The following is a 22,811-nucleotide window of genomic DNA, read 5'->3' on the forward strand; positions in this document are numbered from 1 at the left end:
GTTGCGGCATGGAATTCAACCGCCCGCCACAACTGGGTGAAAATGTCGATGTGCGCCGGCCTTTGCCGGCGCCTTCGCTTTCTCTCTTCAGACAACGATTTCGCGCAAGTGACCTCTACTTCTTCCAAGCCACACGACCTCCAGGCCCTCGACACGCTCACCGGCGGCGCCTTCACCGCGCCAACTTCGGGCGAGCGCGCCGCGCGCATCCGCGACTGGCTCGCCGGCAACCCCGCGCCCGAGCAGATGCAGGAAGTCTTCAAGGAGCTGAGCGGCCGCGACAAGGGCGCGGCGCGCCTGCTGCGCGAAAAGCTCGACGAACTCAAGCGCGCCAAGAGCCAGGAGGCCATCGCCGCCGAATGGGCGCAAAAGGCCGAAGCGCTGCTGGCCCAGCCCAAGCTCAACATCGCCGATGCGCTCGCCTGGCAGCGCGACGCCGCCAAGGCCGGCGCGCCCCTCTCGCGCGAGCCGCTGGCGGGTTTCAAGGTGCAACTGGCCGAACGCGTCAAGGGCATCGAAGACCTGCAGCACCGCGCCCAGGTGCACCGCGAGGCCGCCGTGCTGCTGGCCCAGCGCTTCGAAGTGCTGTCGACCAAGGGCTGGCAGGACGCCCAGGCCGCCGAGGAGTCACTGCGCGCCGACGTGGCCCACTGGCAGCAGCAGGCCGCCGACATCACGGCCGATGCCAACTGGAGCAGCCTGGACGCCAGGTTTGCGCCGCAGCTCGAATCGTCGAAGGCGCAGTTGCTGGTCGTCTCGGATGCCTTCCATGCGGCATTGGCCCAGGCGCAGGCCGCGGCCGCCGACGCTGCGGCCCCCTTGCCGCCGGTGCCGGTGTGGGCCGACGAGCTTCGCGCCGCGCGCGGCGAGGTCGTCGCACCCAAGGCGGCACCCGCCAAGCCTGCCGCGCCCAAGGTCGATCCGTCCGTGCGCGCAGCAGCGCAGGACGCCGTGCAGGCGGCCCTGGCCAAGCTCGAACAGGAAACCGCCGAAGGCCACGGCAAGGCCAGCGCCGGCGCGGCCGCCGCCTTGCGCGCGGTGCTGAAGGAACACGGCAAGCTGGTCGAGGCGCCGCTCGAAGCGCGCGTGCATGCGGCGCTGGTCGCAGCCGGCGAGCTCGAAGGCTGGCAGCGCTGGAGCGCCGACAAGGTGCGCGAAGACTTGGTCGCCAAGGCCGAAGGTTTGCTCAAGCGCCCCGAAGGCCAGGCGCTCGGCGGCCGCAAGATGCAGGAAACGCTGCGCTCGCTGCGCGACCAGTGGAAGCAGGCCGACCAGGGCGGCGTGCCCAACCACGCGCTGTGGAAGCGCTTCGACGAAGCCTGCAACGAAGCCCACAAGGTGGTCGAGGCCTGGCTCGAAAAGGTTCGTGCCGATGCGGCGGAGCATCGCGCCCATCGCGTGGCGCTGATCGAAGAAGTGCGGGCCTGGGCGGCCGAACACGCCAACCCCACCGACCTGAAGGCGCACAACCGCGCGCTGCACCAGTTTGCCGACCGCTGGCGCGATGCCGGCCACGTGGGCGAAAAAGTCTTTGCCGAACTGCAGCCGCAGTGGAACGAAGCCTTCGGTGCCGCGCGCGCACCCTTCGAGGCGGCGCAAAAGGCCAGCATCGAACGGCGCCAGGCCATGATCGCGGAGGCGGCCGAGCTCGGCGCCCAGCCCATGCTGCGCATCGATGCCGTCAAGGCGCTGCAGCAGCGCTGGCAGGCCGAGGCCCAGAGCGTGCCGCTCGACCGCCGCCACGAGCAAAAGCTGTGGGACGCGTTCCGCGCACCCATCGACGAAGCCTTCAACCGCAAGACGGCCGAGCGCGAGAAGGTCTCTTCCGCAATGAGCGAGCACGACCGCCATGTGCTCGAGGCCTCCAAGGCGCTGGACGCGGCCAATGCCGGCGGCGACGTGCAGAAGATCCGCGCCGCCATCGCGCGGCTCGAAGCCGCGCTGCGTGGCGAAGCGCCTCCGCCGGCACCTGCCGCAAAGCCCGAGCCCTCCAGCGACGGCCCCGCCGTGGGCGCCACCGAAGTGGTCGCGCCCGGACAGGCCGCAGCCGAGTTCGGCGAAAGCGCCGAGCAGGCGCCGGGTTCCAGCGATGCGGAAGCGCAGCCGGGCACGCCCGCTCCGGCACATGCCGCGGCCACTCCGGACCTCGTTGCACCGGCCGACGGTGCCGATGCATCGGCACGCTCCGACGTTGCGGCACACGACGCCGGCGAAGCTGCCGTGGCCGAGGAAGCCAAGGCACCGCCCACGCCGCCGAAGCCCGCTCCCAAGCCTGTGGTCGCGGTGCGCGGCGACGACCGGCCCGGCAACAAGAAGGCCGAGGCCGTGCCTGCGGGCCGTGCAGGCGGGCGCTTCGGCGACCGGCGCGACGGTGCCCGTCCGGGACCGGGCGGCCCGGGCCGCCCAGGCGATCGCGGTGCAGCGCGTCCCGATGGTCGCGGTGCACCGGCCGGCCGCTTCGGCGACCGTCCGCCTCGCTTCGAGGACCGTGGTCCGCGGCTCGGCGACGCCGCTTTCCGCGCCCAGCGCGAGGCGCTCGAGCGCGCCGACCTCGCGCTGCGCAAGCTCGCGGCCCAGGCCCACGGCGAAGCGCTCACGCAAGTGCTTGGCGCATGGGAGCAGCGCGACGCCTCGCGGCTGCCCAGCGTGCAGGAACTCGGACGCGCGGTCACGCCTGCGGTGCGCAGCGGCTGGTCCCAGGCGATCGGCGCGGCGCCCAAGGCTGCGCCCGACGAAGCCGCAGAAGCACTGCTGCGCCTCGAAATGGCCGCTGAAGTGCCGACGCCTGCCGAGCAGCTCGATGCGCGCCGTGCGCTGCAGCTCAAGCTGCTGACCAAGCGCGGCGATCCCGCGCCGGCCCAGACCTGGGGCCAGGATGCCGGCAAGGTGCTGGCGGCGGCCCATGACCCCGCGAGTGCGCGCCGGCTGCAGAACGCGTTGAAGGCCTTGCTGCGTAAATAAGGCGCCAGCGTGCGTTCACGAGAAAGGGCCCGCCGCGCGCGGGCTTTTTCATTTCCCTGATCCGTCCTGAAAAAGTCCAGCCCGGCTCAAGGCAGCTTGGCCAGGATCCCGTCCATTTCCCCGGCGGTGTAGGCGCGCAGGGAGCGCGTGCGCACATTGCCCTGCATGGCGACAGCCAGACTGAATGCGGCCAGCGCCTGCTCATCGTCGGCCTCCAGCACGCAGACCACATCGCAGTCGCCCATGGTCCAGTAGATATCGCGCATATTGACGCCGAGTTTTTGGGCGGTTTCCTTGGCGGCAGCGGCGCGCTTGGTGGTTTCCTTGACGCTCTGAATGCCCTTGTCCGTGAAGTTCAGCATACCGATATAGGTCACCATTTTTCGCTCCTGTGTTATCCGCGGGGGACGAATCACATGAGGCAACGCCGCCCCCGACGGCGACGCTTCACGTCATCACGCGCGCAGCGATGCTGTGGAAGGCGATGGCGGCAGCGATGCTACGCCCGGGGCCCGCAAAGGCAAGGCACCCCGCGGCCGACTCTTACCCTGGACAGGGTATGCGGGCCGGTATCGTGCGCGTAAGCAAGGAAACGCAGGCGTGATGGGCGATCAGGCCCGTTCAGGCCGGAAGAACGCATCGAAGAGAACCAGCACCGCGGGGAAGTCCCGGGCGAAGTTCGGACGGTTCACGAAGTAGGCCTCGCAGGCCACAGCGAAGAATTCGCTGATCGACACGGCCCCATAGTCGTCCAGCCAGGGCGGCTCCGCGCCGAAGCGCTCGGCCAGGATGGTCTTCTCGCGAAAGTCTTCATAGGCCGGCTGCAGCACCGCGAGCCAGGCGGCGCGGGCCTCGCGCGCGCTGCGCTTGCCCGCAAAGCCGGGCGGCAGCGGCGGGCAGCCGTCGGCGTCGCCCGCGCGCATGTCGATCTTGTGGGCGAATTCGTGGATCACGACGTTGTAGCCGCCGCCCGTCGTGATGCCGCTCGCGAGCACGTCCTGCCAGCTCAGCATCACCGGCCCGCGGTCCATGGCCTCGCCGGCCACCACCTCGTCGTATTCGTGCACCACCTGCGCTTCGTCGACGATCTTGCGCCGTGCGACGACCTCGGACGGATGCACCACGATGCCGACGAAATCGTCGTACCAGTCCAGGCCGCCCTTCAGGTTGAGGATCGGCAACACCGCCTGTGCGGCAATGGCCAGCGCGACCTCGTCGGTGATGACGAAGCCTTGCGTGCCGTGAAACTCCTTGTCGCGCAGGAATTCGGCCGACAGCGTTCGAAGCCGCAGTTGCTGGTCCTGCGGAAGCTCGCCAAGAAAGGCATAGCGCGCCAGCGTGGCCTGCCAGGCGTCTTCAGGGATAGGGGGCAGGGCGCGCAACCGGCGCAGCCACTTGAACATCGGCTAGGGCCTGTTGACGCTATGGAAGGGGATCGCGTTGCTTCGCCAAGGGGCTGGCTGCAAGGCGCCCGGGCGCAGCAAGGCTTTGGCCTTGCAAGCGCGGGCAACGCCGCAGACGGCCCCTTGGCGAAGCAACCCGAAGGGAAGCTCGCCACAGCCCGCCCCTCGGCGTTGCGTTCCTTGCGCGTGCGGACGCACGCACGGCGTCGCGCGCCTTGATGGGCGGGCTGTGGCGAGCTTCGCGACCCCTTCCATAGCGTCAACAGGCCCTAGCGCAGATCGACGCGCTGCGCGCCGCCGGGAGAAAGGCACAGCAGCTGCGCGCGCGGCGGATGGGCCGCGGCGTCCCAGTCGCTGAGCACGATGCGCCTGAGGCCGTCACCCAGGTCGTGATCGGCCGGGCGATGCGTATGGCCGTGCACCAGCGTGTGCGCGCGCGCCTGCTGCAGCCACTGGCGCGCGGCGCCGCCGTCCACGTCGGCCCAGACGGCCGAGGGATTGCGCTTGCGGTCTTCGCTTTGCGCGCGCATGGAGCGCGCGAGCGCGCGGCGCTCGGCCAGCGGCCTGGCCAGGAACGCGGCCTGCCATTCGGGCGTGCGCACCTGGGCGCGGAACTTGAGGTAGTCGGTGTCGTCCAGGCAAAGGATGTCGCCGTGGGTCAGCAGCCAGCGTTCGCCGTGCAGCACCAGCACCGTGGGGTCGTCCAGCAGCGTGAAGCCGCACCGGGCGGCCAGCGCCGGGCCTACGAGGAAGTCGCGGTTGCCGTGCATGAAGTACACCGGCAGCCGCTCGGCCGTGCGGCGCAGCAACTCGGCGCATTCGGCCTCCAAGCCGGGCAGGGCGGCCGCGTCGTCGCCCACCCACACCTCGAACAGGTCGCCCAGGATGACGAGTGCATCGGCCGGCGTGGTCTGCAGATAGCCGCGCCAGGCCTCGAAGGTGGCGGGCTCGTCGGCCTGCAGGTGCAGGTCGGAGATCAGGTCGACGGTGCGCCACGCGGGCGGGGCGAGCAGTTCCTTGAAAACCGGATGTTCCGCCATGTTCACTGATGCACCCTTGGCGCTGCGCGCCTTCCCGCCAAGCGGGAGCGAGCTTGCTTGGGGCGGCCCGGCGCTGCGCTCATGCCGCGTGGCATCCGTTCGTTATTCCGCGACGAGGACGGCCTTCTCGATGACCACGTCCTCGAGTGGCACGTCGTCGTGGAAGCCCTTGCGGCCCGTCTTCACGGCCTTGATCTTGTCCACCACGTCGGTGCCGCCGGTGACCTTGCCGAACACCGCGTAGCCCCAGCCCTGGGCCGAGGGAGCAGTGTGGTTCAGGAAGCCGTTGTCGGCCACGTTGATGAAGAACTGGGCGGTCGCCGAGTGCGGTGCGCTGGTGCGGGCCATGGCCACCGTGTAGTTGTCGTTCTTGAGGCCGTTGTTGGCTTCGTTCTCGATCTCGGCGCCGGTGGGCTTTTGCTTCATGCCGGGCTCGAAGCCGCCGCCTTGCACCATGAAGCCCGGGATCACGCGGTGGAACACCGTGTTGTCGTAGTGACCGTTCTTCACATAGTTGACGAAGTTCTCGGCCGACTTCGGCGCCTTGGCGCTGTCGAGTTCGAGCGTGATCACGCCGTAGTTCTTGATGTGGAGTTCGACTTTGGGGTTGCTCATGAGGGAGTCCTTCCTTCGGATGTTCGGAAATTATTTCGCCAGTGTGGCGGACTTGATGATGATGGGTTCGAGCGGCACGTTCTGCATGCCGCCCTTGTTACCGGTTTGCACGGCACGGATCTTGTCGACCACCTCGGTGCCGGCCACGACCCGGCCGAACACCGTGTAGCCGTAGCCGTCGGGGCTGGGCGCGTTGAGCGAGTCGTTGTTCTTCACGTTGATGAAGAACTGCGAGGTGGCCGAGTTCGGATTGCCCGTGCGCGCCATTGCGATGGTGTAGCGGTCGTTCTTCAGGCCGTTGCCGGCTTCGAGCGGGATGGGCGCGCGCGTGGGTTTTTGCTGCATGTCGGCCGTGAAACCGCCGCCCTGGATCATGAAGCCGTCGATCACGCGGTGGAACACGGTGCCGTCGTAGTGCTTGTCCTTGACGTACTGCAGGAAGTTCTCGACCGTCTGGGGCGCCTTGGCCTGGTCGAGCTCGACCAGGATGTCGCCGGCCGAGGTGGCGAGCTTCACGCGCGGGCCGGGCTGCTGCGCATGGACGGCGCCGGCAAGCGCGAGCGAGGCGGCCAGCAGGAGCGCGCCGCGGCGGCTGAAGCGGGTGGACAGGGAAGGGGCTTGGATCTTCAAGGATGGCTCCGTGTGCGAATGATGTGGGGCACGGACCGGGCAATGCAAGCGGCCGCGGCCGGGATGCTGCCGACGGTTGTTGCTATTTGCTGGCGCGGCCGACCGGCTTGCGCACTTCAGGCGGTGCCGCCGGCAGGGCTGCGGCATCGGCCTCGGCCTTGGGCGTGAAGATCTGGCGGATCAGCGAGAGCTTGGGCGCCACGCTGGCGTTGGTGCTGGCGAATTGCTGCGCTCGCACATATTCCTGGGCCGCCAGTCGGGCGTACACGTCGCCGAGGTTCTCGTGCGCGGTGGCGTAGTTGGGGTTGAGCCTGAGCGCCTGCTCCAGCGCGGCGCGCGCCTGGTCGAACTTGCTTTGCGCTGCGTAGAGCGCCGCCAGGTTGTTGTAGGGCTCGGGCAGTTCGGGGAAATCCTGCGTCATCTGCGTGAACGCGGCAATGGCCTCGTTCTGCTTCTTCTGCTCGGTGAGGATCACGCCGCGCAGGAAGCGCATCTGCGGATCGCGCGGCTTGCCGGCAATGTAGGCGTCGGCCTTGACGAGCGCCTCGTTCGACTTGCCCTGGCGCAGCAGCTGGTTGACGTCGTCGTAGTCGTTGGCGTAGGCAGCCGAACCCCACAGGCTGAACAGCAGTGCGAAGGCGATGGAGAGTTTGGAGAACGCGACGTGCTTCATGAAGCCTCGGCAGGAGTGGGAAATGCGGGCTTCGAAAACACCCGGAATGAGACGGCAGCAGCCGTTTATACTGCGGTGCATTGTAGCCGAGGGGCCATGTCCAACCCCTCGTGGCCACTGTCCCGTCACCCCTGAAATACACCGTCGTTCGCCCGTACCGCACGAGCGCGAAGCGACGCTTTCCGAGCCTCATGAGTCTGCGCATCTACAACACGCTTTCGCGTGAACTGGAGGAGTTCTCCCCATTGCAACCGGGCCGGGTGCGCATGTACGTGTGCGGCATGACGGTCTATGACTTCTGCCACATCGGCCATGCCCGCATGATGATGGCCTTCGACGTGGTGCAGCGCTGGCTGCGGGCGAGCGACTACGCCGTGACCTACGTACGCAACATCACCGACATCGACGACAAGATCATTGCGCGCGCGGTGCAGCGCGGCATCACCATCCGTGAGCTGACCGACGAAGTGATCGCGGCCATGCACCAGGACATCGGCGCGCTCGGCATCGAGCCTCCCACCATCGAGCCGCGCGCCACCGAATACGTGCCGCAGATGCTGGGCATCATCGAGAAGCTCGAGCAGAAGGGCCTGGCCTATCGTTCGGACAACGGCGACGTGAACTACGCGGTGCGCAAGTTCCCGGGCTACGGCAAGCTGTCGGGCAAGTCGCTCGACGAGTTGCATGCGGGCGAACGTGTGGCCGTGCTCGACGGCAAGCAGGATCCGCTCGACTTCGTGCTCTGGAAGGCTGCCAAGCCGACCGAGCCTGCCGACGCCAAATGGGAAAGCGCCTACGGCACCGGCCGGCCGGGCTGGCACATCGAGTGCTCGGCCATGAGCTGCGCCACGCTCGGCGAAACCTTCGACATCCATGGCGGCGGCGCCGATCTCCAGTTCCCGCACCACGAGAACGAAATCGCGCAGAGCGAAGGCGCCAATGGCAAGCCGCTGTCGCGCTTCTGGGTGCACAACGGCTTCGTGCGCGTGGACAACGAGAAGATGTCCAAGAGCCTGGGCAACTTCTTCACCATCCGCGAGGTGCTGCAGAAGTACGACGCCGAGAGCCTGCGGTTTTTCCTGGTGCGTACACACTATCGCAGCGCGCTCAATTACAGCGACGCACACCTGGACGACGCCCGCAATTCGCTGAAGCGCCTGTACACCGCGCTCGATCTGGTCGCTCCGGCCGAAGCAGTGATCGACTGGACGCAGCCCCATGCCGCGCGCTTCAAGGCCGCCATGGACGAAGACTTCGGGACGCCCGAGGCCATCGCCGTGCTGTTCGAGCTGGCCGGCGAAGTCAATCGCACCAAGTCCGCAGAAACAGCCGGCTTGCTGAAGGCGCTGGCCGGTTCGCTGGGCCTGCTGCAGGGCGACCCGCGTGCTTTCCTGCGCGCAGGCGCCACGCTGGACGAAGCCGCCATCCAGGCGCAGATCGACGCGCGCGCGGCTGCCAAGGCCGCCAAGAACTTTGCCGAGGCCGACCGCATCCGCAACGACCTCCTCGCGCAGGGCATCGTGCTCAAGGATTCGCCCACCGGCACAACCTGGGCCGCAGCGCAGTGAACGGAACCACGAATCCCATGCCTGCTTCCTCGAAAAATCCGGCGGTCCAGATCTATACGCCGGACTATTGGGAAGAGGCCTGCAAGCACCTGTCCAGGAAGGACCGCGTGATGAAGCGGCTGATCCCGAAGTTCGGCGACGCCTGCCTCGAGTCGCGCGGCGACGCGTTCACCACGCTCGCGCGCAGCATCGTGGGCCAGCAGATCTCGGTGAAGGCCGCGCAGACCGTGTGGGACAAGTTCGCGCTGCTGCCGCGCAAGCTCACGCCGGCCAACGTGCTCAAGCTCAAGGTCGACGACATGCGCGCGGCAGGGCTGTCGGCGCGCAAGATCGAGTACCTGGTCGACCTGGCCATCCATTTCGATTCGGGCGCGGTGCACGTCGACGCCTGGAAGGACATGGCCGACGAGCTCATCATCGATGAACTCGTGGCCATCCGCGGCATCGGCCGCTGGACGGCCGAGATGTTCCTGATCTTCCACCTGATGCGGCCCAACGTGCTGCCGGTCGACGACCTGGGCCTGCTCAACGGCATCAGCGTCAACTATTTTTCGGGCGATCCCGTGAGCCGAAGCGATGCCCGCGACGTTGCCGTGGCCTGGGCCCCGTATTGCAGCGTGGCGACTTGGTATATTTGGCGATCGCTCGACCCGGTACCGGTCGCATATTGAACAACAGGAGAAGACGTTGGCGAAACGAACCTTCCTCGACTTCGAGCAGCCCATTGCTGAACTCGAAACCAAGATCGAAGAACTGCGCTATGTACAGACCGAATCGGCGGTCGACATCTCGGAGGAAATCGACCAGCTCGGCAAGAAGAGCCAGCAGCTCACCAAGGACATCTACAGCGACCTGACGCCCTGGCAGATCACCAAGATCGCGCGGCATCCGGAGCGGCCCTACACGCTCGACTACGTCAACGAGATCTTCACCGACTTCGTCGAACTGCACGGCGACCGGCACTTTGCCGACGACCTTTCCATCGTGGGCGGCCTGGCGCGCTTCAACGGCACGCCCTGCATGGTGCTCGGCCACCAGAAGGGGCGCGACACGAGGGAGCGCACTGCGCGCAACTTCGGCATGAGCAAGCCCGAGGGCTACCGCAAGGCGCTGCGCCTCATGAAGACGGCCGAGAAGTTCAAGCTGCCGGTCTTCACCTTCGTCGATACGCCCGGTGCCTATCCGGGCATCGATGCCGAGGAGCGCGGCCAGTCCGAGGCCATTGGCCGCAACATCTACGAGATGGCGCAGCTCGAGGTGCCGATCATCGTCACCATCATCGGCGAAGGCGGCTCCGGCGGCGCGCTGGCCATTTCGGTGGGCGACCAGCTCGTGATGCTGCAGTATTCGATCTACTCGGTCATCAGCCCCGAAGGCTGTGCCTCCATTCTCTGGAAGACCAGCGACAAGGCGCAGGAAGCGGCCGATGCGCTCGGCATCACCGCGCACCGCCTGAAGGCGCTGGGCCTGGTCGACAAGATCGTGAACGAGCCGGTCGGCGGCGCGCACCGCGACCATCGCCAGATGGCCGCCTTCCTCAAGCGCGCGCTCAACGACGCCTTCCGCCAGGTCAGCGACCTGAAGCCGAAGGAACTGCTCGAGCGCCGCTACGAACGCCTGCAGAGCTACGGGCGCTTCAACGACACCAAGGCCGACACCGGCAGGTAAAGAACAAGCCAGCCCAGCGCGCTGCTCCTTCCATGAACGAAGCCTTCGAACGCGCCATGGCCGCGTTCGAGCCGGCGCATCTGCCGCTGGCGGTGGGCTTCAGCGGCGGGGCGGATTCCACGGCCCTGCTGGCCGCTTGCGCTTCGGCCTGGCCAGGGCAGGTGCTCGCGTTTCATGTGCACCACGGACTGCAGGCGGCAGCCGATGAATTCGAACGCCATTGCGCGGCGGTGTGCGAACGCCTGGGCGTGCCGCTGGTGGTGCACCGCGTGGACGCACGCCATGCGCAGGGCGACAGCCCCGAAGATGCGGCGCGCCGCGCCCGCTACGACGCCTTTGCAGCCATGGCGCGCATGGATACGGCGCTCGGCGCTATCGAATCGATAGTCCTCGGGCACCATGCCGACGACCAGGTCGAAACCCTTTTGCTGGCGCTCTCCCGGGGCGCCGGTCTGCCGGGCCTCGCGGCCATGCCCGCGCATGCGCGGCGCAACGGACTGGACATCTACCGGCCGCTGCTGGCGGTGCCTGGGGCCGACATCCGGGCGTGGCTGAAGGGCGTCGGCCTGCCCTGGATCGAGGACCCGACCAACGAGGACGAGCGCTACACCCGCAACCGGATCCGCGCCGTGCTGCTGCCCGCGCTGGAGCGGACCTTCCCGCAGTTCCGCGCCACCTTCGCCCGCAGCATCGGCCATGCCGCGCAAGCGCAGGAACTGCTGGGCGAACTCGCGGCGCAGGACCTGGCGGTGGTGGGCAACCCGCCCCGCATCGCCGCGCTGCAGGCGCTTTCACGCGCGCGGCAGGCCAATGTGCTGCGGCACTGGCTGATGCAGGCACACGGCTGCGCGCCCAGCGCGGCGCAGCTCGACCAGCTGCTGGACCAGGTTCGCGCCTGCACCACCCGCGGCCACCGGATCCACCTCAAGGTGGCCAATGGATTTGCCCAGCGCAGGGGCGATCTGCTGCATTGGTACAATTCCGGGCCCTCGCCCAAGGCTTCGCGCTGACGGCTTGCAGGGCGCCGCGCTGGCACTCGGGGGTGCAGCACCGGCCCTTTCTTATTCTCTGAATTCATCCATGGCATTGATCGTTCACAAATACGGCGGTACGTCGATGGGCTCGACCGAGCGCATCAAGAATGTCGCCAAGCGCGTCGCCAAGTGGGCGCGCGCCGGCCACCAGATGATCGTGGTCCCGAGTGCCATGAGCGGCGAGACCAATCGCCTGCTCGGCCTGGCCAAGGAACTGGCGCCGAGCAAACCGAGCGAGGCCCACGGGCGCGAACTCGACATGCTCGCCTCGACCGGCGAACAGGCTTCTTCCGCGCTGCTCGCCATTGCGCTGCAGGCCGAAGGCATGGAAGCCGTGAGCTACGCGGGCTGGCAGGTGTCGGTGCGCACCGACAACTCCTACACCAAGGCGCGCATCGAAAGCATCGACGACGAGCGCGTGCGTGCCGACCTCGACGCCGGCAAGGTGGTGGTGATCACCGGCTTCCAGGGCGTGGACGACGACGGCAACATCACCACGCTGGGCCGCGGCGGCAGCGACACCTCGGCCGTGGCCATTGCGGCGGCGATGAAGGCGCACGAGTGCCTGATCTACACCGACGTCGACGGCGTCTACACCACCGACCCGCGCGTGGAGCCCGATGCCCGACGCCTCTCGACCGTGAGCTTCGAAGAGATGCTCGAGATGGCGAGCCTGGGCTCCAAGGTGCTGCAGATCCGCTCGGTGGAATTCGCCGGCAAGTACAAGGTGCCGCTGCGTGTGCTCTCGAGCTTCACGCCGTGGGACATCGACATCAATGAAGAGGCCAAGTCCGGCACGCTGATCACTTTCGAGGAAGACGAAAACATGGAACAAGCCGTCGTATCCGGCATCGCTTTCAACCGCGACGAAGCCAAGATCTCGGTGCTCGGCGTGCCCGACAAGCCGGGCATCGCGTATCACATCCTCGGTGCCGTGGCGGATGCCAACATCGAGGTCGACGTGATCATCCAGAACCTCAGCAAGGACGGCCGGACCGACTTCAGCTTCACCGTGCACCGCAACGAGTACGCGAAGACGGTCGACCTGCTGCAGTCGAAGGTCATGCCCTCGCTGGGCGCGACCGAGATCGTGGGCGACACCAAGATCTGCAAGGTCAGCATCGTGGGCATCGGCATGCGCAGCCACGTGGGCGTTGCCAGCAAGATGTTCCGCGTGCTGAGCGAAGAGGGCATCAACATCCAGATGATTTCCACCAGCGAGATCAAGACCTCGGTCGTGATCGACGAAAAATACATGGAATTGGCCGTGCGCGCCCTGCACAAAGCCTTCGATCTGGACCAACCGGCCGCCTGATGGTGGCATAATCTCGGCTTCTTTCAGGAACTGTGACCGAGTGGCCGAAGGTGCTCCCCTGCTAAGGGAGTATGGGGTGTAGAGCCTCATCGAGGGTTCGAATCCCTCCGGTTCCGCCAGATAGCAAACAAAAACGCCCCTCACGGGGCGTTTTTCATTTGGGGCGCTGCGCCGCAGCCGCGACTCCCGCCGCGGCCCCGCGCGCCGTGACACATTGTCCCGCTCCTGGGACATCGGCGGCCTCCTGAACGCGCCCTGGCCCCGGTGCTCCCTCTGGGCGCATGGACGGAACGGCCCTTGCTATGACAAGCGGGTCCATGACCTCGCCTCGTCGCACACCGCCGCCCATGACTTCCGCCGACCTCGCCTTTGCTTCCAGGCTCGACCAGAGCGTTCGCACGGTGGACGTGAGCGCGCCCGGGCGCCTGCACCTGGGCTTTCTGGACCCCTCGGGCTCGCTCGGGCGCGCGTTCGGCAGCCTGGGGCTGGTGATCGACGGCTTCACCACCGACGTGGAACTGTCGGCGTCCGCGGTGGACCACCTGGCGGCCGACACGCCGGCCGGCGAAGCGGAACTGGCCCGCGCGGCGGACTATCTGGCGGTGTTGAAGCAGCGCAGCAGCCGCCACGCGCCGCTGTCGCTGCGGCTGCGCCATGCGCTGCCGCCGCATGCGGGCTTCGGCTCGGGCACGCAGCTCGCGTCGGCCATCGGGCGGGCCTTTGCCGAATGGCATGGGCTCGGTCTGGACACGGGCACGCTGGCGCACTGGCTCGGGCGTGGCCTGCGCTCGGGGATCGGCATTGCGGGTTTCGACAGCGGCGGCCTGCTGCTCGATGGCGGCCCGGGCGCCGACGGGCTGCCCGCGCCGCTGCTGTCGCGCATCGAGTTTCCGGAGGAATGGCGCGTCATCGTGGTCCAGGATCCCACGCACAAGGGCCTGTCGGGCGGCGCGGAGAAGAAAGCCATTGCGGCCTTGCCGCCCCTGCCGCAGGCAGGCGCGGCCGAGATCTGCCATCAGGTGCTGATGCGGGTGCTGCCCGGCGCCGCGCGCGCAGAGTTCGCGCCGTTTGCCGCGGGCATCAACCGCATGCAGCAGCTGCTCGGCGAGCACTTCGCGCCCGCGCAGGGCGGCATCTACACGAGCGCGGCGGTCGGGCGGCTGATGCACTGGTTCGCGGATGCGAGCCGCGGGCACGATGTGGCCATCGGCCAGAGTTCGTGGGGCCCCACGAGTTTTGCGATCGTGCCTTCGCACGTGCGGGCCGAGATGCTGGTCGATGCGGCGCGTGCCTCCGGACAGCTCGACCCGCGGCTCGAGCTGCGCATCGTCTCGGGCCGCAACCGCGGGGCGGTGGTGCGGGGCCGTGCCGCCGAGCCGCGCAACCGCTGAATCCTGCTGGCGCAGGCCACCCGACGCCTCAACCTTCCACACATCAACATCAACCAACGCAGGCCCTCATGGAACGTCCCCGCATCCTCCACATGTTCACCCCCGGCCAACAGATGAGCCCGTTCGACATCAACATGGCGGCGGACGCCGGCTACCAGATCATCGTGCCCTACTGCGAAGTGGGCCTGGACCGCATCACCGGACTGACGCAGGACACCATCTTCTCGCGTGGGCCCAAAGGCGTGGCACGCACCGGCATCTTCATCGGCGGACGCGACGCGCAGCTGGCGGCCGACATGCTAGAGCGCGCGCGGACGTCGATGGTCAAGCCCTTCGTCGTCTCGGCGATGGCCGATCCGAGCGGCGCCTACACCACGGCCGCGGCCATGGTGGCCTGCGTCGAGGCCGCGCTCAAGCGCCACCATGGGCAGGGACTGGAAGGCCAGCGCGTGGTGATCCTGGGCGGCACGGGCCCGGTGGGCCGCGTGGCCGGTGTGATCGCGGCGCAGGCTGGTGCCGAGGTGTACCTGTCCAGCCGCAACGGCATCGACGCGGCGCAGGAAGCGGCCGACGAAACCGGGCAGCGCTTCGGCGTGAAGCTGCACGGCCTCTCGGGCGGCGACCCCGACGCCGTGCGCCGCTCCATCGCCGATGCCGACGTACTGCTGGCCTGTGCGGCCGCGGGCGTGCAGGTCGTATCGAGCGAGGCGCTCGGCGCCGCGACGCGGCTCAAGGTGGCGGCCGACGTGAACGCCGTGCCCCCCGAAGGCATTGCCGGCGTCGGCGTGATGGACGACGCCAAGCCATTGGCCGGCACGCAGGCCGTGGCCATCGGCGCGCTGGCGGTGGGCAACGTCAAGTACCAGACGCAGCATCGGCTGCTGGTGCAGATGTGCGAGGCTGAAAAGGCGCAGGTGCTGAGCTTTCCCGAAGCCTTTGCGGTGGCCCGCGCGTTCCTGGTCGAGCAGGCCGGAAAGACGGCTTGAAGCCCGCGGGCACCATGCAGACGATCGTCGTTGCCGCCATCTCTGCGCGCGCCATGGCCGAGGCGGCGGCGAGCGATGGCTTCCAGGTGGTCGCGCTCGACCTGTTCGGCGATGTCGACACGCGCCGCGCGGCCTCACGCTGGCTGCCCATTGGCGCGCCCGGCAGTTTGCAGATCGATGCGGCCAGCGTCCTGGCCGCGCTGCGCACGCTCGCAGAGGCTGGCGAACCGGTGCTGGGCTGGATCGCAGGCAGCGGCTTCGAAGGCGAGCCCGAATTGCTGGAAGAGGGCGCGGCCGTGCTGCCGCTGATCGGCACCGCGCCCGCGGCCGTGCGCCGCCTGCGCGATCCGGCCGCCTTCTTCGGCTTTCTTGCGGCGCAGGTCATACCCTTTCCGCAAGTGCTGCTGCAGCCGCCCGAGGATCCCGCCGGATGGCTGATGAAAGACGCGCACGGCTGCGGCGGCTGGCATGTGCGCCATGCGCCGTGGTCGATGGACGAGCCGCCGTCCTCGCACCACTACTTCCAGCGCGAAATGGCCGGGCTGCCGATGTCGGCCACCTTCATCGCCAACGGCCGCGATGTGCACGTGCTCGGCTTCAACGAGCAGACCGTACGCCGCTTCGGCACGCGGCCTTTCGTGTTCTGCGGCGCCGTCGGGCCGGTGCCCGTGGCAGAGGCCATCGCGCGCCGCGTGACGGCCATCGCGCGCACGCTGACTGCGGAGTTCGAGCTGCGCGGCCTGTGCAGCCTCGACTTCATGCGCGACGGCGACGCCATCGGCGTGCTGGAGGTCAACCCGAGGCCGCCAGCCAGCATGAGCCTCTACAAGGCGCCCGCCGGTTCGCCGGGCGTGATGCAGGCGCATCTGCGTGCCTGCCTGCATGGCGAACTGCCGCCGCCGGTGCCATCGCATGCGCAACAGGTCGAAGGCCTCGAGATCGTGTTCGCGCGGCAGCCGCTGCAGCTCGACGCGGCCTTGGCGCAGCGCCTTGCCGCATGGCCCGGCATCCGCGACCTGCCCGAAGCCGGCCAGCGCTTCGACATCGACGACCCCGTGTGCACCCTGACGGCGAGCGGAAGCAGCGCGCAGCAGGTGCGCACCCGCTTGGACGAAGGCCGCGAGCGGCTGCTGCAATCACTGGAGACCAAGGCATGAGCAACACTTCCCCGCCCGCGGCCGCGTCGGGCCTGAGCGTCAACCTGCTGGCCCGCCCGCTGGTCGAGCGCCTGCTGGCCGATGCCGATGCGCTCGGGCTGCAGCTGCGCCGCGACGACAGCGGCGCGCGCATCGTCGATGCCGGCATCGAGGCACGCGGCAGCGTGGCGGCCGGCTTGCAGATCGGCGAGATCTGCATGGGCGGGTTGGGGCATGTGAACCTGCGCAGCGGCGGCAGCGCCGAGGGCTGGCCCACCTGGCTCGACGTGCGCAGCTCGCAGCCGGTGCTGGCCTGCCTTGGCAGCCAGTACGCCGGCTGGAGCCTCGCGGCCACCAAGGAAGAGACCGGCGGCAAGAAGTTCTTTTCGCTTGGCTCGGGGCCGGCGCGCGCGCTGGCGGTCAAGGAAAAACTTTTTGCCGAACTGGGCTACCGCGACCATGCGCCCTGCGGCGTGCTGGTGCTGGAAGTCGATCGCGCGCCGCCGAAGATCGTGATCGACAAGCTGCTGCGCGATTGCGGCCTGGCCGCCGAAGCGCTGACCTTGATCCTCACGCCCACCACCAGCTTGGCGGGCACCACGCAGGTGGTGGCGCGTGTGCTCGAGGTGGCGCTGCACAAGGCGCACGAGCTGGGCTTTGCGCTGGCCAACATCGTCGACGGCGCCGGCACCGCGCCGTTGCCGTCGCCAAGCGCCGATGGCGTCGAGGCCATGGGCCGCACCAACGACTCCATCCTGTACGGCGGCCGCGTGCACCTGACGGTGCGCGGCGACGACGGCGCGGCGCGCGAACTGGCGCGTGCGCTGCCGTCGCGCAATTCACGCGATCACGGGCGCTCGTTCGCCGAGATCTTCAAGGAGGTCGCGTACGACTTCTACAAGATCGATGGCGCCTTGTTCGCTCCGGCCGAAGTGTGGGTCAGCAACATCGACAGCGGCAACACCTGGCATGGCGGCGCACCCGACATGGCGCTGCTGCAGCGGCTGTGGCTGCAGGAGGCCTGACCATGCGCATCGTCATCATGACGGACGAGATCGGCTGGCACACGCGCCAGCTGCAGGCCGCGCTGCGCGCACGCGGCGCGGTGGGGCGCTGCGTTGACCTGGCCGACTGCAACATCGACACCACCGCGGCATGGCATGGCCTGGTCATTCCCGGCTACGGCCGCGAGCTGCCCGATGCGGTGCTGGTGCGCGGCATCGCCGGCGGGAGCTTCGAGCAGGTCACCAAGCGCCTTGGCGTGCTGCATGCGCTGCGCGAACTGGGCGTGCCGGTCTACAACGATGCGCGCGCCATCGAGCGCACAGTCGACAAGTCGATGACCAGCCTGCTGCTGCATGCCGCGCACATTCCCGCGCCCGCCACCTGGGCCACCGAATCGGCGGCGCAGGCGCGTCGCATCGCCATGCGCGAGATGGCCGCGGGCCATGCGCTGGTGCTCAAGCCCCTGTTCGGCTCGCAGGGCAAGAACCTGCAGCTGGTGGGCGAGGTCGACGGCGTTCATCATCCGATGCCCGACATCGATGCGCGCTACGCGGGCCTGGCCTATCTGCAGCGCTTCGTGCCGCCCATGGCCTCGCCGGGTTTCGACTGGCGCGTGATGGTGGTCGGCGGGCGCGCCGTCACCGCGATGCGGCGCGTCAGCATGCACTGGATCCACAACGTGGCCCAGGGCGCGCGCTGCGAGCCGGCCGTGCTGGAGCCCGCGCTCGCCCAACTGGCCGAAGGCGCGGCGCAGGCGCTCGACATGGACTACGCGGGCGTGGACCTCATCGCCGCGGCCAGCGGGCCGAAGATCCAGGTGCTCGAGGTCAATGGCGTGGCCGCCTGGCAGGGGCTGCAGCGCGTGACGGGCTTCAACATCGCGCGCGCCATCGTCGACGACCTGCTCGACCGCAAGCTCGCGCAGGCGCGCCGCCGCGCGCAAGAGAGCCTGCCGCCGGAGCGCCGCGCCTGATGATGAACGCGCGGCAGCTGGCCATCGAGCGTGCGCGGGCCTGCTTCCTGCGCGCGTGCTGGCTCGACGTTGCCGTGCGCAAGCCCGGCAACGTCAGCCAGGCCTCGCCCGGCCATGGCATGCAGGCGTCGATGTTCATTGCCAGCGCCCAGGCCGCGGCCGGGGCGCTGTTCGAGCCGGGCCTGCGCGTGGGCGAGCGCATCGAGGCCGCGGTAGAGGCCACCTGGGCGGTGGCCGGGTGCAACACCAACCTCGGCATCCTGCTGCTGTGCGCGCCGATTGCGCTGGCGGTGGAGCAGCACCCCCACGCCGGAACCCCCGCGGCCCTGCGCGCGGCCGTCGAGGGCGTGCTGGCCACGCTCGACATCGACGATGCCCGCGCCGCCTATCGCGCCATTGCGCGCGCCCATCCCGGCGGACTGGGGACAGCACCGACCGAAGACGTGCGCGATGCACCCAGCGTCGATCTGCGGGCCGCCATGGCCCTTGCTGCGGACCGCGATCTCATCGCGCGGCAGTACCGCGACGGCTTTGCGGATCTTTTCGCCCTGGCGTTCCAGGCGCCAGTCCACCCGGCGGGCTGCAGCGAAGCGCCGGCCGATGCCGAAGCGCCGCCCGATGCGGCCACTGTGGCTTCGGTCCAACGGCTTTACCTGGCCTGCCTGAGCGCCTTTCCTGATTCACACATTGTTCGAAAACACGGCGAGCGCGTGGCACAGACTGTCATGACGGCGGCGCAGGCCTGGCAGGGGTGCGCCGGTGCCGGCGTCGCGCTCGATGCCGACCCCGGCTTCGCCGCCTGGGACCTCTCCCTCAAGGCCGCAGGCGTCAACCCCGGGACCAGCGCCGATTTCACCGTGGCGGCGCTTCTGCTGTCAGGCTGGATCCGCTCGTGCGCGGCGCCCGCGCGCGAGGCGGCGAACGGATGGCACGGATCGTGATACCCATGGCTTTGCGCTGGTCTTCCTGACCGGTGTCGTATTGACCCTAAACACCTTGGACCTCTGAGAGGAGACTCGAAACCATGGCAAAAATCGATCGACTGATGGTGGGCGAATCGCTCGTTGGCGACGGCAATGAAGTCGCCCATATCGACCTGATCATCGGACCGCGCGGCAGCGCTGCCGAGACAGCCTTCGCGAACGCGTTGACGAACAACAAGGACGGCTTCACTTCGCTGCTCGCAGTCGTGGCTCCCAACCTGCTGACCAAGCCGGCCACCGTGATGTTCAACAAAGTGACCATCAAGGGCGCCAAGCAGGCGGTGCAGATGTTCGGGCCGGCGCAGCGCGCCGTGGCGCTGGCGGTGGCCGACAGCGTCGAGGATGGCACCATCCCCATGGCGGAGGCGGACAACCTGTTCATCTGCGTCGGCGTGTTCATCCACTGGCTTGCCGACGACGACAAGAAGATCCAGGACTACAACTACCAGGCCACCCGCGAGGCCATCCAGCGTGCCGTGGCCGGCTCGCCGACCGCCGCGGAAGTGGTGGACAAGAAGGGCACCACGGCGCATCCGTTCGCTGCCCACCTCTGAGCCGCAAAACAAAAAAACCGACGCGTGGACCGCGTCGGTTTTTTTGCTGCTGCCGCATGGTGCGGCGAGTGTTCGTGTTCAGTGCTTGGCGGGCACCATGCCGCTCGCAAGGAAGTTGAGTACGGTGGCGCCGTGCCCCAGCTTCGAGGCGCGATGCGTGGGCGCATGGCGCTCGATCTGCACGCCCACGGCCTGCACGTCATCGAACTTGCGCGGCTTCACCACCTTCACGCGAACCCAGCTGGCGCCGAACTCGTCGATGAGGATGTCGGCAATGGCTTCTGCAAAGGCTTCGAGCAGTTGCAGCCGGTGCTCGGCCATGAGCCGCACCAGCCGTTCGCGCACCATGCCGTAGTCGATGGTGTCGCCGATGCGGTCGGTGTCGCAGGCACGTGCGCGGGGCACGCCGGCATGCACGTCGATCAAGAGGGGCTGCGGATGATGCAGTTCGGAGTCGTGGATGCCGATCACCGTCTGGCCGCTGAAGCCCTCGATGAAGATCAGGTCCATGGGCGCGGCTGCCTCGGCGGCGTCGGGCGATGCGTTCGACGCATTCGGGGAGGAAAGGCGGGCGATGGAAGGACGCGGGCTGGTGTTCAAGTGGTGTCTCCAGTGATCGAATATGTTTGAAAGTGTGTCTGGCGGCATGCAAGCCCACCCCAGCGAGATTCGTCAACGCAAAATGCAGGCCAGAGACCGGACCCGCTCCGGCATTGCCAGTGCTTGGTGTTTCACCGGGTGCGCGGCAGGCCGGCAGGCACAACAATGGGCCGAACAAGGAGACACGATGGAACGCGCCGGAGAACTCCAATGACATTGACGCTGAGGCAAGGCGATCGACACGCTGACCGTGTGCTCGACGTGGTGAGGCGAGGCTTTCACGAAGAGGGCAACGACCTGGTCACGCGCTCGTGGAGCCGCTGCCTGAACCAGTACCAGCTCGATCCGGGCCGCCCGCGCGAACCAGTGGTCATTGCATCGTCTGCGCTGCAGAGTCGGCGCAACCAGCATGCCGACGTCATCGAGTGCGCGCGCTACGAGATGACCACGCTCTACCAGCAACTCGCCGACGCCGAGTCCGCCGTGGTGCTGACCGATACCGATGGCGTGATCGTGCACATGGTGTCCTCGCCCGAGTTCGCCGCCGAAGCGGAGCCCATGGGCCTGCGCGCCGGCGGCATGTGGGGCGAGGCCGAGGCCGGCACCAACGGCATGGGCACCTGCCTGGCCGCGGCGCATCCGATCTCCGTGCGGCGCGAAGAGCATTTCTTCAGCCACTTCACGCAGCTCACCTGCTCGGCGGTGCCGGTGTTCGATCCGTCCGGCGAGATCATCGCGGTGCTCGACGTGACCAGCCGCTCCAGCCTCATGCAGCAGCACGTGCTGGTGCTGCTGGGCATGACGGCGCGCATGATCGAGAACCGTCTCATCGACAAGCGCTTCTCGAATGCGCATCCGCTGCACTTCCACAGCCGGCCCGAATTCGTCTACACGCTGCACGAGGGCAAGCTCGCCGTCGGCGACGACGGGCGCATTCTTGCCGCCAACCGCAGCGCCTTGTTCCAGCTCGGCCTGCAGTCGATGGACGAGATCCGCACGCAGCGCATCGACGACCTGTTCCAGACCTCGCTCGAGGACATCGTCCAGCGCAGCCTTTCTTCTTCATTCCATCCGGTGGTGGCCTACCGGGCCAATGCGGCGCTGCGCTTCTTCGCGGTGGCGCGGCGGCCGGCCTCCGATGCCGCCACGCCGGCCCGTGCGCGCGTGGCGGGTGCGGCAGGCACGGCATCGATGGTGTCAGAGACGGGCGCCGACTCCTTCCGTGCGCCATTGCGGCCAGCGGCCGCGCGTGCACCGAGCGTTCGCACCTTCAAGGACGCGCGGCTCGTCGCGCACCTGGACACCGCGCGGCGCGTGGTCGCGCGCCGAACCCCGGTGCTGCTGTGCGGCGAGACCGGTTCGGGCAAGGAAGTATTCGCGCGCGCCATCCACGAAAGCAGCCCGCATGCAGAAGGCGCCTTCGTCGCGGTCAATTGCGCGAGCCTGCCCGAGACGCTGATCGAATCCGAACTCTTCGGCTACAAGGCCGGCGCCTTCACCGGCGCACAGCGCAGCGGCCGGCGCGGCAAGATCCTGCAGGCCGATGGCGGCACGCTGTTCCTCGACGAGATCGCCGACATGCCGCTGGAGCTGCAGGCCCGCCTGCTGCGCGTGCTCGACGAGCGCCAGGTCACGCCGCTGGGCACCGAGGACACCCATCCGGTGGATTTCCAGCTCGTGAGCGCGAGCCACCAGCACCTGCCGAGCCTGGTGCGCGAAGGCCGCTTCCGCGAAGACCTCTACTACCGGCTGGCCGGCATCGAGCTCGACCTGCCCGCGCTGCGCGACCGCACGGACAAGCGCGATCTGATCCACGACGTGCTCAAGGACGAAGGCGGCAGCGACAGCCGGCTCGGCGAAGAGGCCGAGCGCCTGCTCATGGCCTATTCATGGCCCGGCAACCTGCGGCAGCTGCGCCACGTGCTGCGCAGCGCCGCCGCGCTGGCCGACGGCAAGACCATCACGCGGGAGCACCTGCCTTCGCTGGCGGTGCGCACGGCGCCGTCGCCATTGCCCGCGCTGGCCCATGCGGCTGCAGCGTCCTCCGAACCGGCCGATACGGCCGCGGACGCAGCGCCGTCCGATGCGGCGCCCGCCATCAAGCAACTCAACCCGATCCAGGCCAACGAGCGGCAGGTGCTGCTGCAGATGCTCGAGCAGCATCGCTGGAACGTGAGCAACGTCGCCAAGGCGCTCGATGTCAGCCGCAACACCCTGTACCGAAAACTCCACAAGCTTCACATCGAGATCTCTCCACCCGATTGAGCCTCAAGGCT

The 22,811-nt window shown here is 68.2% G+C and carries 21 protein-coding genes and 1 tRNA gene; 15 read left to right on the plus strand and 7 right to left on the minus strand.

The features are described from left to right. Window positions 1-48: 48 nt before the first annotated feature. On the plus strand, window positions 49-2,961 hold the full coding sequence (locus tag FB547_RS19300; RefSeq protein ID WP_225612837.1) for a DUF349 domain-containing protein: 2,913 nt from the start codon (window positions 49-51) through the stop codon (window positions 2,959-2,961). An 86-nt stretch (window positions 2,962-3,047) separates the two neighbouring features. Here FB547_RS19300 and FB547_RS19305 read toward each other — a convergent pair whose 3' ends face one another. The 6 genes from FB547_RS19305 to FB547_RS19330 form a co-directional block, all read right to left on the minus strand. After that, a complete protein-coding gene (locus FB547_RS19305) occupies window positions 3,048-3,341 on the minus strand; it encodes a GYD domain-containing protein (RefSeq protein WP_145745002.1) in 294 nt (97 codons plus the stop codon). A 231-nt stretch (window positions 3,342-3,572) separates the two neighbouring features. Continuing rightward, on the minus strand, window positions 3,573-4,364 hold the full coding sequence (locus tag FB547_RS19310; RefSeq protein ID WP_145745004.1) for a zinc-dependent peptidase: 792 nt from the start codon (window positions 4,362-4,364) through the stop codon (window positions 3,573-3,575). A gap of 269 nt (window positions 4,365-4,633) precedes the next feature. Continuing rightward, window positions 4,634-5,404, minus strand: a complete 771-nt coding sequence (locus FB547_RS19315; protein ID WP_145745222.1) for a UDP-2,3-diacylglucosamine diphosphatase — start codon at window positions 5,402-5,404, stop codon at window positions 4,634-4,636. Between the two features lie 102 nt (window positions 5,405-5,506). Beyond that, window positions 5,507-6,019 carry a peptidylprolyl isomerase gene (locus FB547_RS19320; RefSeq protein ID WP_012748192.1) on the minus strand — a complete coding sequence of 171 codons (513 nt, stop codon included), beginning with the start codon at window positions 6,017-6,019 and terminating at the stop codon, window positions 5,507-5,509. A gap of 30 nt (window positions 6,020-6,049) precedes the next feature. Beyond that, window positions 6,050-6,649: a peptidylprolyl isomerase gene (locus FB547_RS19325; protein ID WP_145745006.1), complete on the minus strand. Its 600-nt coding sequence runs from the start codon at window positions 6,647-6,649 to the stop codon at window positions 6,050-6,052. Window positions 6,650-6,731: 82 nt separating this feature from the next. After that, window positions 6,732-7,322, minus strand: coding sequence for a tetratricopeptide repeat protein (locus tag FB547_RS19330; RefSeq protein WP_145745008.1), 591 nt, complete (start codon window positions 7,320-7,322; stop codon window positions 6,732-6,734). Window positions 7,323-7,513: 191 nt separating this feature from the next. Here FB547_RS19330 and cysS point away from each other — a divergent pair, with 191 nt between their 5' ends. The 13 genes from cysS to fae all read left to right on the plus strand — a co-directional run bounded on the left by cysS (window position 7,514) and on the right by fae (window position 19,935). Further along, window positions 7,514-8,890, plus strand: a complete 1,377-nt coding sequence (gene cysS / locus FB547_RS19335; protein WP_145745010.1) for a cysteine--tRNA ligase — start codon at window positions 7,514-7,516, stop codon at window positions 8,888-8,890. Window positions 8,891-8,907: 17 nt separating this feature from the next. Continuing rightward, on the plus strand, window positions 8,908-9,561 hold the full coding sequence (locus tag FB547_RS19340) for a DNA-3-methyladenine glycosylase family protein (RefSeq protein WP_145745012.1): 654 nt from the start codon (window positions 8,908-8,910) through the stop codon (window positions 9,559-9,561). Window positions 9,562-9,577: 16 nt separating this feature from the next. Continuing rightward, complete coding sequence (locus tag FB547_RS19345; protein WP_145745014.1) at window positions 9,578-10,558, plus strand: acetyl-CoA carboxylase carboxyltransferase subunit alpha; 981 nt, start codon at window positions 9,578-9,580, stop codon at window positions 10,556-10,558. Between the two features lie 32 nt (window positions 10,559-10,590). Continuing rightward, window positions 10,591-11,568, plus strand: a complete 978-nt coding sequence (gene tilS, locus FB547_RS19350; protein ID WP_145745016.1) for a tRNA lysidine(34) synthetase TilS — start codon at window positions 10,591-10,593, stop codon at window positions 11,566-11,568. A gap of 70 nt (window positions 11,569-11,638) precedes the next feature. Next, window positions 11,639-12,907, plus strand: coding sequence for an aspartate kinase (locus FB547_RS19355; protein ID WP_145745019.1), 1,269 nt, complete (start codon window positions 11,639-11,641; stop codon window positions 12,905-12,907). A 26-nt stretch (window positions 12,908-12,933) separates the two neighbouring features. Beyond that, window positions 12,934-13,026: transfer RNA gene (locus FB547_RS19360), tRNA-Ser, on the plus strand. Between the two features lie 228 nt (window positions 13,027-13,254). Beyond that, complete coding sequence (locus tag FB547_RS19365; protein WP_145745021.1) at window positions 13,255-14,298, plus strand: beta-ribofuranosylaminobenzene 5'-phosphate synthase family protein; 1,044 nt, start codon at window positions 13,255-13,257, stop codon at window positions 14,296-14,298. 68 nt (window positions 14,299-14,366) lie between these two features. After that, a complete protein-coding gene (locus FB547_RS19370) occupies window positions 14,367-15,284 on the plus strand; it encodes an NAD(P)-dependent methylenetetrahydromethanopterin dehydrogenase (protein WP_145745023.1) in 918 nt (305 codons plus the stop codon). A 14-nt stretch (window positions 15,285-15,298) separates the two neighbouring features. After that, a complete protein-coding gene (locus FB547_RS19375; RefSeq protein WP_145745025.1) occupies window positions 15,299-16,441 on the plus strand; it encodes an ATP-grasp domain-containing protein in 1,143 nt (380 codons plus the stop codon). Continuing rightward, window positions 16,438-17,445 carry a methenyltetrahydromethanopterin cyclohydrolase gene (gene mch / locus FB547_RS19380; protein WP_145745027.1) on the plus strand — a complete coding sequence of 336 codons (1,008 nt, stop codon included), beginning with the start codon at window positions 16,438-16,440 and terminating at the stop codon, window positions 17,443-17,445. Before FB547_RS19375 ends, mch begins: the two co-directional genes overlap by 4 nt. Before the next feature lie 2 nt (window positions 17,446-17,447). Then, entirely contained in the window at window positions 17,448-18,398 is a 951-nt protein-coding gene (locus FB547_RS19385; protein ID WP_145745029.1) for a RimK family alpha-L-glutamate ligase, read from the plus strand. A gap of 2 nt (window positions 18,399-18,400) precedes the next feature. Next, entirely contained in the window at window positions 18,401-19,339 is a 939-nt protein-coding gene (locus FB547_RS19390; protein ID WP_186454208.1) for a triphosphoribosyl-dephospho-CoA synthase, read from the plus strand. A gap of 83 nt (window positions 19,340-19,422) precedes the next feature. Next, window positions 19,423-19,935 (plus strand): formaldehyde-activating enzyme, encoded by a 513-nt coding sequence (gene fae / locus FB547_RS19395; RefSeq protein WP_012748178.1) that lies wholly within the window; start codon window positions 19,423-19,425, stop codon window positions 19,933-19,935. Window positions 19,936-20,013: 78 nt separating this feature from the next. On the opposite strand, the gene FB547_RS19400 is transcribed toward fae, so the two are convergent. Then, window positions 20,014-20,445, minus strand: a complete 432-nt coding sequence (locus FB547_RS19400; RefSeq protein WP_145745224.1) for a dihydroneopterin aldolase — start codon at window positions 20,443-20,445, stop codon at window positions 20,014-20,016. 300 nt (window positions 20,446-20,745) lie between these two features. Here FB547_RS19400 and FB547_RS19405 point away from each other — a divergent pair, with 300 nt between their 5' ends. Then, window positions 20,746-22,800, plus strand: a complete 2,055-nt coding sequence (locus FB547_RS19405; RefSeq protein WP_145745033.1) for a sigma-54-dependent Fis family transcriptional regulator — start codon at window positions 20,746-20,748, stop codon at window positions 22,798-22,800. Window positions 22,801-22,811: the final 11 nt, after the last annotated feature.

It is taken from the genome of Variovorax beijingensis, from assembly GCF_007828835.1.
Taxonomy (GTDB): Bacteria; Pseudomonadota; Gammaproteobacteria; order Burkholderiales; family Burkholderiaceae_C; genus Variovorax; species Variovorax beijingensis_A.